The sequence below is a fragment of the Thalassospira sp. MCCC 1A01428 genome, from assembly GCF_002115825.1.
Classification (GTDB): domain Bacteria; phylum Pseudomonadota; class Alphaproteobacteria; order Rhodospirillales; family Thalassospiraceae; genus Thalassospira.
Window position 1 is genome coordinate 223,488 of record NZ_JFJZ01000001.1, and the last position, 15,754, is coordinate 239,241.

Sequence of the window (15,754 nt, forward strand, 5' to 3'; positions counted from 1 at the left end):
GTTCAACTGGAACTGACGGGGTTTTGTCTGTTTTGGGCGAAAAGCTATTCCTTGATCACCTTGACCAGCGACCCTTCGGGCGGGAGTTGCCCGTTTTCAATGCCGTTCAAAACGTCAAACGTTTCTTCGGGCCGACGATCAACCGCCATCGATTTTACAAATGTATCAATGGTATAGCCCGGGTTAACGGCGCGAACCTTGATCGAAAGGGCGTGATACTGTTTTTTCTCGGCAGCGGTAAGGGAGCGGAAGCTATAGGTCGTGCGGCGCAGGGCAAGATTATAGCTGTCAGCCCGGTCAAGCGGGGTCAGGAACAGGAACTGAAACGCGGATTTACCATGTACGATGGCAACGACGCGCAGGCGTGCTTTTGTCCCTGATTTAAGCGATACGTCGGCCGAGCCGGTCGCGGCTTTTTGGCCGTTGACGTCGATGGTTTGAATATCACGCAACTGCACCGATTTGGAAAAGCCGCGTTGCAGATAGGCACCGGGGTTGCTTTGTGCCGCAGCGGGGGCACCTTCAAAAATGATCGTCGCGCCCTGATTATCCTGGGCAACTACGGCGTCGGGCTGGTTGATCATCGAAAAGCCGTCGGGAATTTCAAAATAGAAATCCAGCGGCACATGAACAAATTTACGCCCGCGAACAAAGCCGTTTTCGGGGCCATCGCCATACATGATGCCGTCGATTTCAGTCATGTATTTAACGGCTTCAAGGCGCGGGGTGCCTGATACCGGGGTGTTGGCGGCCGCACGGGCCTGTTCAATACGGTCAACAGTGCGCGGGTGGGTTGCCATGATGTCGAACTGGTCAACATCCTCGGGCGAACGCCCGGCCAGTTCGGCCTGCAATTGCGAATGGGCGCGCAGCTTTTTAAGGAAACTTGCCATTGCCGCCGGGTCATAGCCGGCGCGTGAAAGATAGCGCACACCCAGTTTGTCGGCTTCAAATTCATGCTCGCGCGAGAAAGACTGCATATAGGCATTTGCCCCCATGCCAATCACATCGCCCGCGCCATTGCCAATGGCGGCGGATAAACCACCAGCCAGGACCTGGGTTAAGACGCCCCGGCTATAACGCTGGGCTGAATGGCGGGCAACGACATGGCCTATTTCGTGGGCCAGAACCCCGGCCAGTTCGGCTTCGTTTGATGCCAGTGCCAACAGGCCACGGGTGACATAGACATAGCCGCCGGGCAAGGCAAAGGCGTTGACGATAGGCGAATCGAGCACGGTAAAGGTGAATTTCTGGTTCGGGGTTTCGGTAACGGCGGCCAGTTTGTTCCCAATTTCCGTAACATAGGACGGCAGGTCCTTGGCGTCATAACTGCCACCAAATTCCTTAAGGATTTTCGGGTGTTCCTCGGCGCCAACTTCGGCTTCCTGTGCCGGGGGCATAAAGGCGGTAAAGGTGTCTTCGCCGGTGGCGGGGTTGGTCGAACAACCCGCAAGTGCACCCATAAATCCAAGAGCAACCCACAGGGATGCTGTTCGTGCTTTGCGCTTGTGCTGCCAACCTGTCACTATCTTTGCCTCCGCTTTATGTCCGGTATGGGGGCCGGTGCATTAACAGGGAGATGACCCTGTTGTGGTTTCTGTCTTTGCCGGTGTCTGTGCCTGTCGGGGGGATCCGACAACCATTAGTTTCGTAGCGTGTGTTGCGTTCGGGATCAATCATCCATGAAAGGGCCCTGCATTATATGACCCGGTTTGGCAAAAAAGCCGGAAAATTTCTGCTGATGTTAAGCCAATGCGGTGTCGTTGCTTTTTTTACCGGTGCGGCATTGGCAGGGCCGTTACAGGCCGCGTCAGAAGTGCCTTACATCGTCAGAACAACAGCAAAGATGCCAGACGTTAAAACCTTAACGCAATATCAGGTGAAAAGTTCGGCGCGGGTAAAAAATGTTGCAGCATCGCCAATCGCCAATCCCCATGATCCGACGCCATATCAATGTGGTCTTGCGCCCGATATCCCGCTTTCAGATTTGTCTTTATCCTCGTTCGTACCTTTGCGTTTAAAGGCGCCGGTTGATATCGACGCTGTTTTTGCCGATGGCCTGGCCGGAAAGCCCCAAATAGCGGCTATGCGCCTGGCCGATATCGCCGTCATCCCGGCGATGCAGGGGGCGGTATTGGCCTTTATGCAACGACATTATCGTGATGTTGTTGCGGTCGTCCCCCTGGGCCAGAAACATCTGGCTGATATTGGTTCAGCCGCGCCGGGGCAGGACCCGCGACACCCCGTGTATTTTGTCATGCAAGATGGCGGTTTGTGGCAGGAGCAGCTGGTTGGTGCCGGTTTGGCAATGGTTTTGCCCATCGCAGGCCTTGATGCCAATGGTGCGATATCATTGCCGGTGACGGCAGATGGCGGGGAAATGGGCGGCAGCCCGGCGGCGAGTGCTGCCCATGTTATATCCAGACATGCTATAATTTCGCGCCTCGTTGCGCGGGAGGAAAAGGCGCGTCGTGCCGGAATTGGCATGTGGGCACCTGGTTTGCAAAAGAACACAATGACAGACCGGCGATATTTTTTTAGCGCAAACCCGGTGCGGGAAAAAGGCGCCCTGGTGCCCTTTGCCAGCGACGGGAAGGGGCAGTTTGCCATTGTACAGGGCAGGCTAAAATCGGTTGAGATGCAGAAATATCGCGCCTATCTGAATTTCGGTGCCGACTGGCGGCATGATTTCACCATTGCGCTTGATCGCACCCAGATTGGTAATTTGGCCAGGGCCGGTGTGGCCCCGACCGACTGGGTGGGACGCACGATTATTGTGCGCGGGATGATTGAAAACCGGGGTGGACCATATGTTGCACCAAATGATCTGGCGTGGGTTTGTGTGGGCGGGGTAGGGCCTGATAATAACTGATGCAGGGAAAGGGTGTGTGGTGTTACCAGTAACCACGACTGTATTAATGTTATAGGGGCGAGCCATGTTGTATCCAGAAATTGACCCACGTGTTTCCGGCTGGATGACGCGCCCTGACGGACATGAAATTTATTGGGAAGAAGTTGGTAACCCCGATGGTATTGCCGTGATTTTTTTGCACGGGGGACCCGGTGCCGGGATATCGCCCAATCATCGGCGTTATTTCGATCCGGCAAAATACCGGGTGATTTTGTTTGATCAGCGCGGTGCAGGCAAGTCGCGCCCGTTTGGATCGCTTGAAAATAACACAACAGCCGATTTGATTGGCGATATCGAAGCCCTGCGTGTGGCCTGCAAGGTTGAAAAATGGCTGATTTTTGGCGGGTCGTGGGGCTCGACACTGGCGCTGGCCTATGGGCAGGCCCACCCGGAACGGGCATTGGGGTTTGTGTTACGCGGTATATTTTTGTGCCGTCGATCCGAAATTGAATGGTTCATGACCGGAATGGGCAATTTTTTGCCCGACGCGCAACAGCAGTTTTTAGGGGCTGTCGGATTAACGAAAAACCCCGGGGCGCAACGATTGCTGGATTTATATGGCGATTATTTCGCGGGCAAATTCGGAGCCGAGGCAGCCAACCAGGCCGCACGCGCCTGGAGCGGCTATGAAGCGCGCTGTTGTACCCTGTTACCCGATGAGGGACTGGTGGACAGTTTTGAAGGGGATGAAATTGCCCTGGCGCTGGCCCGGCTGGAACATCATTATTTTGTTCATTCGGGGTTCTTTTCAGAAAACCAGTTACTGGCAAACATTGATAAAATCCGTCATTTGCCGGCCACCATCATTCAGGGGCGCTATGACCTGGTCTGCCCGCCAATCAGCGCGTTTGATTTGGCGCAGGCATGGCCGGAAGCAGACATGGTGATTGTCGATGATGCCGGACATGCCGCCAGTGAGCCGGGAATTGTGCGCGAACTGGTTCGGGCAACGGACAGGTTTGCAGAAAAACATCCTGAGCCATAAGGCGTTTTTTGTATTTAGAAGATTGCCTCTATGGATTGCTTTGCTAAGATTATATCAAAGCAATGTTCGAGGATTGGCGAATGCGCGTGATTTTTGGGGGGATGCTGGCCGGATTGGCAGCATTTTTTGCGGTTGGTACATGCCAGGCGCAGGAATTTTCAAATAGCAGCAATGACGTTGCACAGATCGGATTTTCAACGGGTATTTTTAATATTGGTTCAGATGAAACGGCGGCAGAAATGCGGCTGGATTATCGCGATGACCATGCGCTGTTTGGCGTTTTACGCCCCATTGGCGGTGTTATGGTAACGTCGGACAAGGCCGTTCACGGCTATGGCGGGTTGATGGCCGATTTGCTGTGGGGTGACCATTTTGCCACATCGTTTTACAGTTCGGTCGGGGCCTATCACGATGGCGACGGCGAAGATCTGGGACATTGGATCGAGTTTCGGTCCGGTGTTGAAGTTGCCTACCGGTTTGATAATAAATCACGTGTCGGGCTGGGTTTTGCCCATATATCGAACGCCGATATTGGCGATACAAACCCCGGGGCCGAAGTGTTGTCGCTGACATATACGGTGCCGGTTTCGGCAATTTTTAACTAGAATACGATGTATTTGCCCCGGGAAAGAAGCTTTGCCGGGGCAAATGTACCTGCGGTCAGTGGTTTGGCGACTGAAATTGGTTATCCGGGGCATCGAATAATTGATCCGTGCGGATGAACCTGCTAAGTCAAATCCTCCTTTATCAAAGTGCGCGCCCGTAGCTCAGCAGGATAGAGCACCAGATTCCTAATCTGGGGGCCACAGGTTCGAATCCTGTCGGGCGCACCAGTTTTTAAAAGGCCCGAATGTCAGGTTCGGGTCTTTTTTTATGCCGTGTGTGTTCCCAAATATTTGAACTGGTATCGCGAACGGCCCCTTGGGTGCCGATCGTAAAGGCATGCTATTTTACCGCGATGTTGATGGGGAAAGTTCGCGAAAATATGCGGGTTTGAGGATAGCTGGCGCTATTTTTCGCCGTTTGCTGGGGGCAAAAGTGTCATTTTTGCAAAAGATGCATTGCGATACGGTTTTTATGCGCCAATGGGGTTGTCGGCCTGTGCGCTTTTATGAAATATGGTTTTGGGGAGATACAGTGTAATCTGACTTATAGGACAGGTTATACTTGTGGACGGGGGACCCCGGTCGACGAAAGGCTGAACGATAGGCAGAATGACCAGACAACAAAACCTGCAGCGTGGCCATCAGGGCCAGGAGGAGACGGTCGGGAGTGTTTCTGGCAGACCGGATCCATTGTCGGCTTTGCCCAAAACATTTGAAGCGCGCGGGGTGAGAACACCTTTTACAACGCGCCCGTTGCGATTTGCCCGCGTTGTTCGCGATCCGTATAACAAGCTGGTTATCAACCTGCCGGGGCTGTCGGGTGGTTTGGGTACCTATGAAATGCCCCTTGAAACCATGCGGCAGATTTTTGATCTTTCTGTACATGACCGGATGCTGTTTGAAGACCTGGCCCCGGTGTCAAAACCTACCCCCGAAATTTTGCGCCGTATTTCGCGCAATATTGCCCGTACCGGCGTTGGGGGCATTCGCCTGGCGCGCGAGGCAGACCAGCTTGACGCGCAGGAAAAAATCAAGCGCGACACCGGCCAATTGACCCTGGTGTATCAGGCGTTGTGCAAGCTGGGCGGCGACGATGTGCAGGATATGAAAATAACCGATCTTGCAACCCTGGAGGGGCAAAAACGCGCACGCGCCGCATTGGACCAGTTTGCCCGCAACGCCGGCGCGGCCAACCAGTCTGTGATTGATAGTCTGGAACAATGGAGCATCCTGACCAGCCCGGTTGGCCTGGCAACCGAAGGATGCGCCGGACCACTGCGTGATCTGGTGAACGGGTTGCGCCGGTTGTCAAGCGAGCTTGAGGAATGGTCACTATCGGAAATGTCGAATATCCGGTTTATGGCCACCCATGTGGTGAACGGGGCCGGGGCCACCTATGACCATGCGGTGCGATGGTTGCGGGCGATTGACCGCTGGAGCAACGATATCGGGGCCGTTCTGGTGGATTGGCCCAAAGCACAACGCGAAATTGATCGCAGCATTGACCGGCTGTGGTGGTTGCTTGACGGTTGGGAAGAACTGATTGCCCGTTGGCGGGCGGCAACCCTGGTGAACCGGACCGAACAACGCGACGCACTGGAAGAACTGGCAAGCTTTTTGCCGGTTATTCCGATTGGTGAACTGGAACCGGAAGAATATAAATTCTGGACGGATATTCGCGTTAATCAGGTTATGTGGGCCGCCGAGGTGCGCAAGCTGGGGTCTGGCGATATGGATGCGGATATGGTCAATCGACTGGAACGTTTTCGGGAGGCATCCGAATGACGGCAGCCGGGGGTGCAGGCCCATCCATTTCGCAGCTTGAACAATTATTCGATTCACTAAGCACAGCTGAAATTACCAAATTTACCCGGGCGATTGAAAGTGACCGCAACGCACCGCGTTTGCCGTTGCCTCATGATCAGATCCTGCAAATTTTGCGACCCCGGCTGGCATCGTTAAAGCCGGAACGTTACCCAACGCCGATGCGGCAGTTTTGCACACCGTTCGAGGATCTTTTAACATCCGATATTCCCGGTGAAACAAGTCTTCGCATTGGGCGGCCATCCCTGATGCCGATCTGGAATGTGGTATGTGAAAGTGCATCGGCCGAATTTCACAAAGCCTGTAAGGACCTGGAAATTGCCGCCGAGGCGAATGACAAGGCGCGTATTCATAATTGCGAAAGGCTGCTGTGGAAAGAAGCCGCAACCTGCATTGAGCAGCAAATTGCAATTTCGGAACAGGGCGTTAAGCAGGAACGCGCCCTGGCAACGCGCCTGGGGTCACGTGTGCATTTAAAGCCGTTTGCCGCCATTGCCCGGATGCTGCGCGTGGCGGAACCTATTATCGATATGCGGATCCGTTTTCCATCCGCCCCGATCCGAAGTCTAAGCAATTCAGATCTGGTATGGTTGCGGGAAAAATTTATCGAGGTTTCGAAGGAAAAAACCGGCTACGAAACCCAGTTCATGTCGGCAATTCTGATGCGGTTATTACGGCCCAGCGAATTGTTCAAGGTGATCCGCGTGCTGTCAAGCAAGGCGGATGATCGATCCCTTGGCAGTACCAACCTTGCCAGTGCCGGGGACATGGTGATTGATATGCTGGCCGAGATCGTGACCGAAGTGGAACAGGGCGTACAACGCGGCAAGGACGAACACCAGATTTTGCAGCTTGCACGGTGGTATGCGTCCGAATTTGTTCGTATTACCCGTGAATTAAACATTCGCAAGGATGGCCCATGGGGCGAACGTCTGCTTGGCACGCGCCGCCGGGTGAGCCAGGCCATTGCCAATACCATGTTTGGTGCCAGCCCCGAACGCGTAACCGAGGCCCTGCCACAACCGCCACGGGGGCCTGTGCCGCGCGGTGGTACTGTGGCCCCGCTGTTTGCCCTGCCGTTTAATGGTGAAAAAGTACTGGCAGCCGAACAATCCGCCGAGGCCATAGCGGAGACGGCAAGTATTTCGCATATTCTTGCCGCGCAAAGTTCGGCCACGAAGGCCGTGGTCGAGATTAAAAAGAAACTGAACCAGGTTGGCCGGGCCGGTGTTGACGGGATGAGCCGCCTGACAATGGCCGATTATGCCAATGCCCAACGGCATTTGATGGCCGTTGTCCGTTTGCTGGAAATTATTGACGGGCCGGAAGACGCCGATTTATTGCGACGTCGGGGGATGTCGGCCCTGCGCGCCATCGAAGGGCGGGGGTAAATTCCCTTTGGTTGCAGGGAACCCAAGTATTGTTTTATGGCGTTTCAGTTTTGACCCCTGTCAGCCAGCCATTTCATGAAAGCACGAATTTTCGGGGTGCGGACCCGGCTTTGCGGGCAGGCGGCGAAATAATGATGCGGGCTGGCACGCGGCGGGCCAAAGGGCGCGATGATGCGGCCATTGGCCATTTCATCGCCAATGGCAAATGTCGGCAGTAATGCCACCCCCAACCCGGCAATGGCGGCTTGCATCGCCATGGTAAAATGTTCAAATTTCGGGCCGTTTTCGCCATCAATGCCTTCAAGATTGGCGGCCTTTAACCAGTCCCGCCAGCCATTGGGGCGGGTGGCGATATGCAGCAGGGAAAACTGGCGTAAATCGTCGGGTTTGGGCGTGTGGTCCATATTGGCGATCAGGCCGGGGCTGCATATCGGGACCATGTCTTCGCCTTCCAGCCGTTGTGCTTCCAGCCCGTTCCAGTCGCCATTGCCAAACAGAACGGCGATATCAATTTGTTCGCGATCAAAATCGGGCATGCCGATGCGCGAAATGAAATTGATGACGATATCGGGGTGGCGGGCGCGAAAATCGGGCAAAAACGGGATCAGGCGGCGGCTGCCAAAGGTGGGCGGGGCGGCAATGGTCAGCACCCCGCCATCACTGCCCCCCGATAGTAATTTAAGAGTGGCGGTTTCAAGCTGGTCCAGGGCCGGGCGAATGGCCTGTAAATAGTCTTCACCTTCCGGGGTCAGGATCAACCGTTGCTTTTTTCGCATGAACAATTTGCAGTTCAACCAGGTTTCAAGCCCCTGTAATTGGCGGCTGACGGCACTTTGGGTTAAATAAAGTTCTTCGGCTGCGCGTGAAACACTGCCGTGTCGTGCAGTTTGTTCGAAACAGGACAGGGCCTTTAACCCCGGAATGCGTCGTGCCATGCGATATGCCCTTATTGTCAAAGTTCATGATTTTTTTGCATAAACTACAGCGGATTTATCATTTGCGAAAGTGGCTGCCAATGCCTAGCTTGGTGTTAGAAACAAAACATCAAAGTTTCGGAAATGCCGCCGTCTCGCCCACGGGGCCTTATGGCCCGTAGCGGCATTTCCGATTTCGTATTTTTCAAGGGATGACACACATGGCTGGCCGCGCACATTTTCACTGGGAAGATCCGCTGGGGCTTGATGCCCAGTTAAGCGAAGAAGAACGCATGATCCGTGATGCAGCACATGATTATTGCCAGGAACGCCTGATGCCGCGTGTGTTGGAAGCCAACCGCCACGAAATTTTCCACCGCGAAATCATGAGCGAAATGGGCGAACTTGGCCTGCTTGGTCCCACCATCCCCGAAGAATATGGCGGACCGGGTGTGAACCATGTGGCCTATGGCCTGGTGGCGCGCGAAGTGGAGCGGGTTGATAGCGGGTATCGCTCGGCAATGTCGGTGCAAAGCTCGCTGGTGATGCATCCGATTTTTGCCTATGGCAGCGAAGAGCAGCGCAAAAAATATTTGCCCAAACTGGCAAGTGGTGAATGGGTTGGCTGTTTTGGCCTGACCGAGCCCGACCATGGCTCCGACCCGGGCAGCATGAAAACCCGTGCCCGTAAGGTCGATGGCGGCTTTACCCTGAATGGTGCCAAAATGTGGATCACCAACAGCCCGATTGCCGATGTTTTTATCGTTTGGGGCAAGGATGACGAGGGCGTTATCCGCGGTTTCATCCTTGAAAAAGGCATGGAAGGCCTGAGCGCGCCCAAGATTGAAGGCAAGTTTTCGCTGCGCGCCTCCATCACCGGTGAAATCGTGATGGATAATGTTTTTGTGCCGGCTGAAAACATGCTGCCCGATGCCAAAGGTTTGGGCGGGCCGTTTGGTTGCCTGAACAAGGCACGTTATGGCATTGCCTGGGGATCAATGGGCGCGGCTGAATTTTGTTGGCATGCCGCCCGTCAATATACGCTTGACCGGGTGCAGTTTGGCCGCCCGTTGGCGGCAAACCAGCTGATCCAGTTAAAGCTGGCCAATATGCAAACCGAAATTGCCCTTGGTTTGCAAGGGGCGTTGCAATTGGGCCGAATGCTGGATGCGGGCACCGCAGCACCGGAATCCATTTCGCTGATGAAGCGCAATAATTGTGGCAAGTCGCTTGATATTGCCAGGGTCTCACGCGATATGCACGGTGGTAACGGCATTGCCGACGAATATCATGTTATTCGCCATGTGATGAACCTTGAAGCGGTCAATACCTATGAAGGTACACATGATGTGCATGCCCTGATTTTGGGGCGCGCCCAAACCGGTATTCAGGCTTTTACCGCCTGATTGTGATGTGAAAACGGGTTATCTGCATATGGTGCGGGTAACCCGTTTCCTGTTTAATGGCGCATATTTCGTTCATTTTTCGCCTGAATTACCTTTTTAAAGGATAAATTAGCATGCCCGGCGCGCTTGACGGTATTCGTGTTCTGGATCTTTCGCGTGTGCTGGCCGGGCCGTGGGCCAGCCAGACACTGGCCGATCTGGGTGCAGAAGTGATCAAGGTTGAACGGCCGGGCAATGGCGATGATACGCGCGGCTGGGGGCCGCCCTATGCCAAAAATGCCGATGGCAAAGACACCGGCGAGGCGGCTTATTATCTGTCGGCCAATCGCGGTAAAAAATCGCTGACGGTGGATATGACAACGGATGAAGGCCAGCAGATCATTCGCGATCTGGCGGTTAAATCCGACGTGGTGATCGAGAATTTCAAGGTTGGCGGGCTTGCGAAATACGGGCTGGATTATGCATCGCTAAAGGCTGTCAATGACCGGCTGGTTTATTGTTCGATTACCGGTTTCGGGCAGGATGGCCCCTATGCCAAACGGGCCGGATATGACTTTATGATTCAGGCGATGGGCGGGTTGATGAGCCTGACCGGTGCGCCCGACCATGAACCGGGCGGCCAACCCATGAAGGTGGGCGTGGCCGTGGCCGATATTTTTACCGGTCTTTATGCCACCATTGGCATTTTGGCCGCCTTGCGTCACCGTGATGAAAGCGGGCTGGGGCAATATATTGATCTGGCCTTGCTTGATGTGCAAACGGCCATCCTTGCCAATCAGGCGATGAATTATCTTACCACTGGCAATGCGCCGGGCCGGTTAGGTAATGCACATCCCAATATTGTGCCTTACGAAGCCTTTCCAACAGCGGACGGCTATATCATTCTTGCTGTTGGCAATGACAGCCAGTTTGCCAGTTTTTGCAAGGTTGCCGGGCTGGATGGGGTGGCAGATGATGCGCGGTTTGGAACCAACCGCGCCCGGGTTGCCAACCGCACTGATCTGGTGCCGATGGTGCGCCGGGCCATGGTAATGAAAACCACCGATGAATGGATTGATATTCTGGAAACGGCGAATGTGCCTTGTGGGCCCATTAATACGCTGGACCGGGTTTTTGATAATCCGCAGGTTAAACATCGCGGTACGGTAAAATATCTGGATCATCCCTTGGCCGGGAAAGTACCGACAGTTAGCAACCCCCTAAAAATGTCGCAAACGCCAATTGCGGGTGAAACCGCACCGCCAATATTGGGCCAGCATAGCGAAGAATTGCTGCGCGAAATTGGCGGGTTAAGTGATGACCAGATTGCCCGTTTGCGCGCCGCTGGCGTGATTTGACAGGCATTGTCCGCCGCAAGTTACCGGTTGAGGTTTAGGCTGGCCGGGCGTGTTTGCGCCGGGTGTGCCATTGCCAGCCATAGGACCCAAAAACCGCAATCATGATCAAACTGCCGCCGATCATGGTTTGGCCGGTGGGGTGTTCGTTAAAAAATATGATCCCCCATATTGGCGCCAAAGGTGTTTCAAGCGCGCTTAACAATGCTGTTTCGGCGGGGGGTAAATGTTTGGCCCCTGCTGATAACAGGATAAAGGCAAGGGCAAAGGTAACGCCAAAACCGATCAGAATGATCAGCTCTGATATGGATGTGGCGGTGGGGGCGCCAAAGCTGGCGGCAATCGGGGTTAATAAAATGGCCGATGCCGCACCGGGCAGCGTTGTTGGTGTGTCGGGCCAGCGCCGGTAAATAAGGGTGATGGCCGCCATAACCAGTGTCATCCAGCCGGCCAGTATATTTCCCCACCAGTCGCCCGGCGTGGGGGTGCCATTAAAAATAATGATAACGCCGCTAAGTGCAGCAAGACTGCCCGCAATAATTGTAAGCGATGGGCGTTCGCGCAAAAATACCCAGCCCAGCAGGGCGGCAAAAAAGGGGGCTGCGGCGTAAATCAGGGCGACATTGGCGATGGTTGTTAATTTGAAAGCCGGAACAAACGCCGCTGTACCACTGGCCATAAGCAATGTTGCCCCAATGGCAGGCCCGCGAAACTGGCGTATTTCGCGGCGCAGTTCACCGCGCAATACCAGCAAAATAACTGCAAAAAGGGCTGCGACCAGGCCGCGCCAGAAGATGATGCTCCAGGCATCGGCACTGACACCTTTGGTGAAAACACCGGCGGTACTAAATAAAACAGCCGAAAGACAAACAAGCTGAAAACCGCTTGTTTGTCGGCAGTCAGTGGCGTGGGCGAACAGGGGCATGGTTTTTCCCGGTCTGATGAAACCCTGTTTTAACCGCTGTGTGATGACAGCTTTGTGTCAGTAGAGTTTTGACATTCTGCGAAACCTGCATCTGTGATCGTTATGTGTCAGCTGGCATGGTGGTGCTGTGACGGGGTTTTACGATTGCGTCAGGTGGATTTTGACGTAGGAAAAATTTGGCCAAATTTCGCCGTCAATTTTAAAAAAAAACAGGGCATCTCAGGCCGGTTTTAGTGCCTGTTTTCTATTTTATTTCAAATATGTAATTAAAATAGATCAATCATAAAATTGTGTTCGGGGTTGTGCGCCGCAGCGTCGCCTGTCACTGTAGGAAATGCGCTAGGCCCGATCATGAAAGGACCCCGTATGGTATTGCGAAAATACGCATTTCTGATCAAGGCACGTGGATATCCTCCCGGAGGTTTAAGAACAACACTGCCGGGGGACGGGTTTAACAGTACGATTTTTGCCAGCGGCGATATTGATGCCCTGGTGGCCGAGGCGCTGGCAATGGTTGCCGAAGGCATGCAACTGATTGAGCTATGTGGCGGATTTAATGATGAGGATTACGCCCGGATAAGTGAAGCAATTGGCGGTGCCATTCCTCTAGGGCGGGTCGGATTTGATGAAAAAAATACCACCCTTCTGATGCAGGGGCGGCAACGGCAGCGTTCATAATCGCACGATAAAAGCTAAAGGGCCGGGATCACCGGCCCTTTGATGGTTTTATATGCCGCGCGTGGCGATTATCCCGGATTTACCAGATGGTGTATCCGGCATCGACCATAACGATGGAGCCGGTCAGTCCGCTTGAGGCATCAGATGCCAGAAACAGGTTGGTGGTCGCGACTTCTTCGGGTTCGATCATGCGTTTCATGGGGGTGTTTTCCATCCATGGGCCGAAATAGTCGGGGTCTTGTGCTGTAACGTTTGACATCACCGTGTTGACATAAGTGGGGGCAACACCGTTAACTCGTACATTACGATCCGCCCATTCCCCGGCAAGCGATTTGGTCAGATGATGCAGGCCCGCCTTTGACGCATTGTAATGCACCTGATTTTGCGGCTTGTTGGAAATAAAACCCGACATGGAGCCGACCGTGACAATGGACCCGCGCCGACGTTGCAGCATGTGGCGGCCAAAGGCGCGGCAGGAATAAAACGCTCCGGTCAGATTAACATCAAGCACCTTTGCCCAGGCGGCATCGTCCATGTCTTCGGCTTTGGTATCAGCCCAGGCAATACCGGCATTGGCGATTAAGATATCCACCATTGTGCCATCACCCGCCAGCTTGTCGGCAATTTCGGAGGTGGCGGCTGAATTGGTAACATCAAGCAGCATGGCGCGAACATTGTGGCCTTTGGCGCGCAACTGGTCGGCGGCGGTGTCAAGGTCGGCCTGGTCAATGCCGGAAATGATAATGTTTGCACCCGCCTGTGCCAGCGCATCGGCAGTACAAAGGCCAATGCCGCGGCCCGCCCCGGTGATAAAGGCGGTGCGGCCATCAAGGCGAAACTGATTTAAATAGTCCATCGGGGCATTCCTGTGATGAAGGTTGTCATGACGAGATACGTGGAATGGTGTGGTGCCTGTGTGGTTTTGCGCAGCTTGTGACCGTGTGATTGTGGTGCGCGCTTATATGCCTGCGCAGTATTTGTGGGGAATGCGATATATCAGGACGGCGGCGTGCCTGATCCGGTTTCAGCATTACCGTCATTTATTGCCGGGGACATGGCGATTTGGTCAATATTTTGCAGGGTTTGGTGCAGGGCCGGGTTATTTGCCATGGTTTGATATTGGGCAAAAAGCTGTTCATAAATGGCGCTGTGCCGGGCATCAGGGCGAACCGTGCGACAGGTTTTTGCCCCGAATTTTTGGGTACCTGCGCCGTAATCGGCAACAATACCGGCGGCCACAGCCCCGTGAATGGCGGCGCCGACGGCGGTGGCATGGTCAATTTCGGGAATTTCGACCGGATGGTTCAGGATGTCGGCCATAATTTGCACCAGAAGCGGGTTGTTCTGTGCAAGGCCGCTGGTGAGTACGATACGATTGATTGGGAAGTTTCCAGCGCGAAACAGCTCCAGCACTGAACGGGCACCAAAACACAAGGATTCAAGAAGGGCGCGGTAAATATCGGCTGCCGTGGTGTCGGTCCGAAGGCCCATTAACACCCCGCCAAGCGCGGAATTTGCGTGGGGGACACGGTTGCCATTCCACCAGTCCAATGCCACCACATGGTGACTTCCTGGTGTTATTTTGCTGGCTTCATCGTTATAAAGCCGGAAATTTTCCGCTATATCGTCGCGATTGCCCGATAACGGAAAGGTATTAACAAACCATGCCAGGGTATCGCCAAACCCGGCCTGGCCCGCTTCGAAACACCAAAGATCCCGCATGGAACCATCAAAGCCCATGCCTTCAATGCCGGGGGGTAAGTCGCGGGCGGTTTGGTTTAGGTATAAATAAACGGCCGATGTGCCCAGGGCACCTACAAAGCAGCCTGACGTTACCCCGCCCACCGCAGGCAGAACAACGTGCGAATCAATGACAGCAACAGCGATATCAGGCTGGTTGAGAATGCCGGTTTTATCCTGCCAGCCTTTGGTGAGTTTGCCTGCTGATGTCCCAACACGGTGCGGTGTGGACAGGCGGGTTAACAACTCTGGCACCAGTCCATCGGGGTATTGGCCGGTTTCAGGGTCGTATTGTGCTTTATAGGTGGCAAGACCGAGGCTTCTGCGCTCCTGCCCGGTCAATTGCCATACCAGCCAGTCGCCAGCCTCGATGAATTTTTCGGTTTTATCCCAGATGGTGGGGGCGTCAGCCGCGACTTGTGCGGCTTTGGCAATAAGCCATTCCCCCGAAAGTTTGCCACCAAACGGTGCCAGAAAGTCGCCGCCCTGCCGGTTTATGCTGTCGGCCCAGGGTTGGGCAGAACCATGTTTCCACAGTTTGACATAGGCGTGTTTTTCATCGGGATAAAGAACGGACAACGCCGTGCCATCGGCAGTGGCAGGAAGCGGGGTACTGGCGGTAAAGCCAATGCCGATGCCTTCAATAATGCGGCCCTGGCCCAGTTTTGTCAGAATTTCAAGGCAGGCCTCGGTGTAATCCGGTGCATTTTGCAGCGCCCATGAACGGGGCAGTTTAGCGCCATTGGGCAAGGTTTCGGTCATGACACCGTGGCGATAGGCTTGCGTGTGACAGGCAACGATTTGCCCGCTCGCACAATCGACAAGAACCCCCCGTGCGGATTGGGTTCCGTAATCCAGCCCAACGATAAAAGATGCCATGTTGCCCGCCTGTATATGGTGGTGTTGTCGGCAGTTTCCAAACTGTTGGCGACAAAGTCAATTCACTTATGTATAAAAATATACATAAGTGAATGTTTGCTGTTAGAGAAAGCTGTTTACGACGATGGTTGTGGGGTTTTCGCGGCGGGATGGATGCAAAAT

14 protein-coding genes and 1 tRNA gene are annotated in these 15,754 nt (G+C 54.2%); 10 read left to right on the forward strand and 5 right to left on the reverse strand.

Features of this window, described 5'->3' with window-relative positions; genetic code table 11:
* Nucleotides 1-44: 44 nt before the first annotated feature.
* On the reverse strand, nt 45-1,526 hold the full coding sequence (locus tag THS27_RS01025) for a M48 family metalloprotease (protein ID WP_246832787.1): 1,482 nt from the start codon (nt 1,524-1,526) through the stop codon (nt 45-47).
* Between the two features lie 176 nt (nt 1,527-1,702).
* On the opposite strand from THS27_RS01025, the gene THS27_RS01030 reads away from it, so the two are divergent.
* The 7 genes from THS27_RS01030 (at nt 1,703) to THS27_RS01055 (ending at nt 7,716) form a co-directional block, all read left to right on the forward strand.
* On the forward strand, nt 1,703-2,872 hold the full coding sequence (locus THS27_RS01030) for a hypothetical protein (protein WP_085587143.1): 1,170 nt from the start codon (nt 1,703-1,705) through the stop codon (nt 2,870-2,872).
* Between the two features lie 64 nt (nt 2,873-2,936).
* Entirely contained in the window at nt 2,937-3,896 is a 960-nt protein-coding gene (pip, locus tag THS27_RS01035) for a prolyl aminopeptidase (RefSeq protein WP_085587144.1), read from the forward strand.
* A gap of 80 nt (nt 3,897-3,976) precedes the next feature.
* On the forward strand, nt 3,977-4,501 hold the full coding sequence (locus THS27_RS01040; protein WP_085587145.1) for an acyloxyacyl hydrolase: 525 nt from the start codon (nt 3,977-3,979) through the stop codon (nt 4,499-4,501).
* Nucleotides 4,502-4,652: 151 nt separating this feature from the next.
* Nucleotides 4,653-4,729: transfer RNA gene (locus THS27_RS01045), tRNA-Arg, on the forward strand.
* An 88-nt stretch (nt 4,730-4,817) separates the two neighbouring features.
* Nucleotides 4,818-5,039: a hypothetical protein gene (locus THS27_RS26570; protein WP_139835432.1), complete on the forward strand. Its 222-nt coding sequence runs from the start codon at nt 4,818-4,820 to the stop codon at nt 5,037-5,039.
* A gap of 71 nt (nt 5,040-5,110) precedes the next feature.
* Nucleotides 5,111-6,286, forward strand: a complete 1,176-nt coding sequence (locus THS27_RS01050) for a hypothetical protein (RefSeq protein ID WP_085587146.1) — start codon at nt 5,111-5,113, stop codon at nt 6,284-6,286.
* Entirely contained in the window at nt 6,283-7,716 is a 1,434-nt protein-coding gene (locus THS27_RS01055) for a hypothetical protein (RefSeq protein WP_085587147.1), read from the forward strand. The genes THS27_RS01050 and THS27_RS01055 overlap by 4 nt, the downstream gene beginning before the upstream one ends.
* A gap of 44 nt (nt 7,717-7,760) precedes the next feature.
* Here THS27_RS01055 and gcvA read toward each other — a convergent pair whose 3' ends face one another.
* Nucleotides 7,761-8,651 carry a transcriptional regulator GcvA gene (gene gcvA, locus THS27_RS01060; RefSeq protein WP_085587148.1) on the reverse strand — a complete coding sequence of 297 codons (891 nt, stop codon included), beginning with the start codon at nt 8,649-8,651 and terminating at the stop codon, nt 7,761-7,763.
* A 200-nt stretch (nt 8,652-8,851) separates the two neighbouring features.
* On the opposite strand from gcvA, the gene THS27_RS01065 reads away from it, so the two are divergent.
* The gene (locus THS27_RS01065; protein ID WP_210402793.1) at nt 8,852-10,036 is read left to right on the forward strand and encodes an acyl-CoA dehydrogenase; all 1,185 of its coding nucleotides are present in this window, start codon (nt 8,852-8,854) and stop codon (nt 10,034-10,036) included.
* A gap of 113 nt (nt 10,037-10,149) precedes the next feature.
* Nucleotides 10,150-11,373, forward strand: a complete 1,224-nt coding sequence (locus THS27_RS01070; protein WP_085587150.1) for a CaiB/BaiF CoA-transferase family protein — start codon at nt 10,150-10,152, stop codon at nt 11,371-11,373.
* 34 nt (nt 11,374-11,407) lie between these two features.
* Here THS27_RS01070 and THS27_RS01075 read toward each other — a convergent pair whose 3' ends face one another.
* Complete coding sequence (locus THS27_RS01075; RefSeq protein ID WP_085587151.1) at nt 11,408-12,295, reverse strand: DMT family transporter; 888 nt, start codon at nt 12,293-12,295, stop codon at nt 11,408-11,410.
* A 351-nt stretch (nt 12,296-12,646) separates the two neighbouring features.
* Here THS27_RS01075 and THS27_RS01080 point away from each other — a divergent pair, with 351 nt between their 5' ends.
* Complete coding sequence (locus tag THS27_RS01080) at nt 12,647-12,973, forward strand: DUF6506 family protein (protein WP_139835433.1); 327 nt, start codon at nt 12,647-12,649, stop codon at nt 12,971-12,973.
* 79 nt (nt 12,974-13,052) lie between these two features.
* Here the strand turns inward: THS27_RS01080 and THS27_RS01085 are convergent, their stop codons facing one another.
* Nucleotides 13,053-13,829, reverse strand: coding sequence for an SDR family NAD(P)-dependent oxidoreductase (locus THS27_RS01085; RefSeq protein WP_085587153.1), 777 nt, complete (start codon nt 13,827-13,829; stop codon nt 13,053-13,055).
* A 140-nt stretch (nt 13,830-13,969) separates the two neighbouring features.
* Complete coding sequence (locus THS27_RS01090; RefSeq protein WP_085587154.1) at nt 13,970-15,592, reverse strand: FGGY-family carbohydrate kinase; 1,623 nt, start codon at nt 15,590-15,592, stop codon at nt 13,970-13,972.
* Nucleotides 15,593-15,754 lie beyond the last annotated feature (162 nt).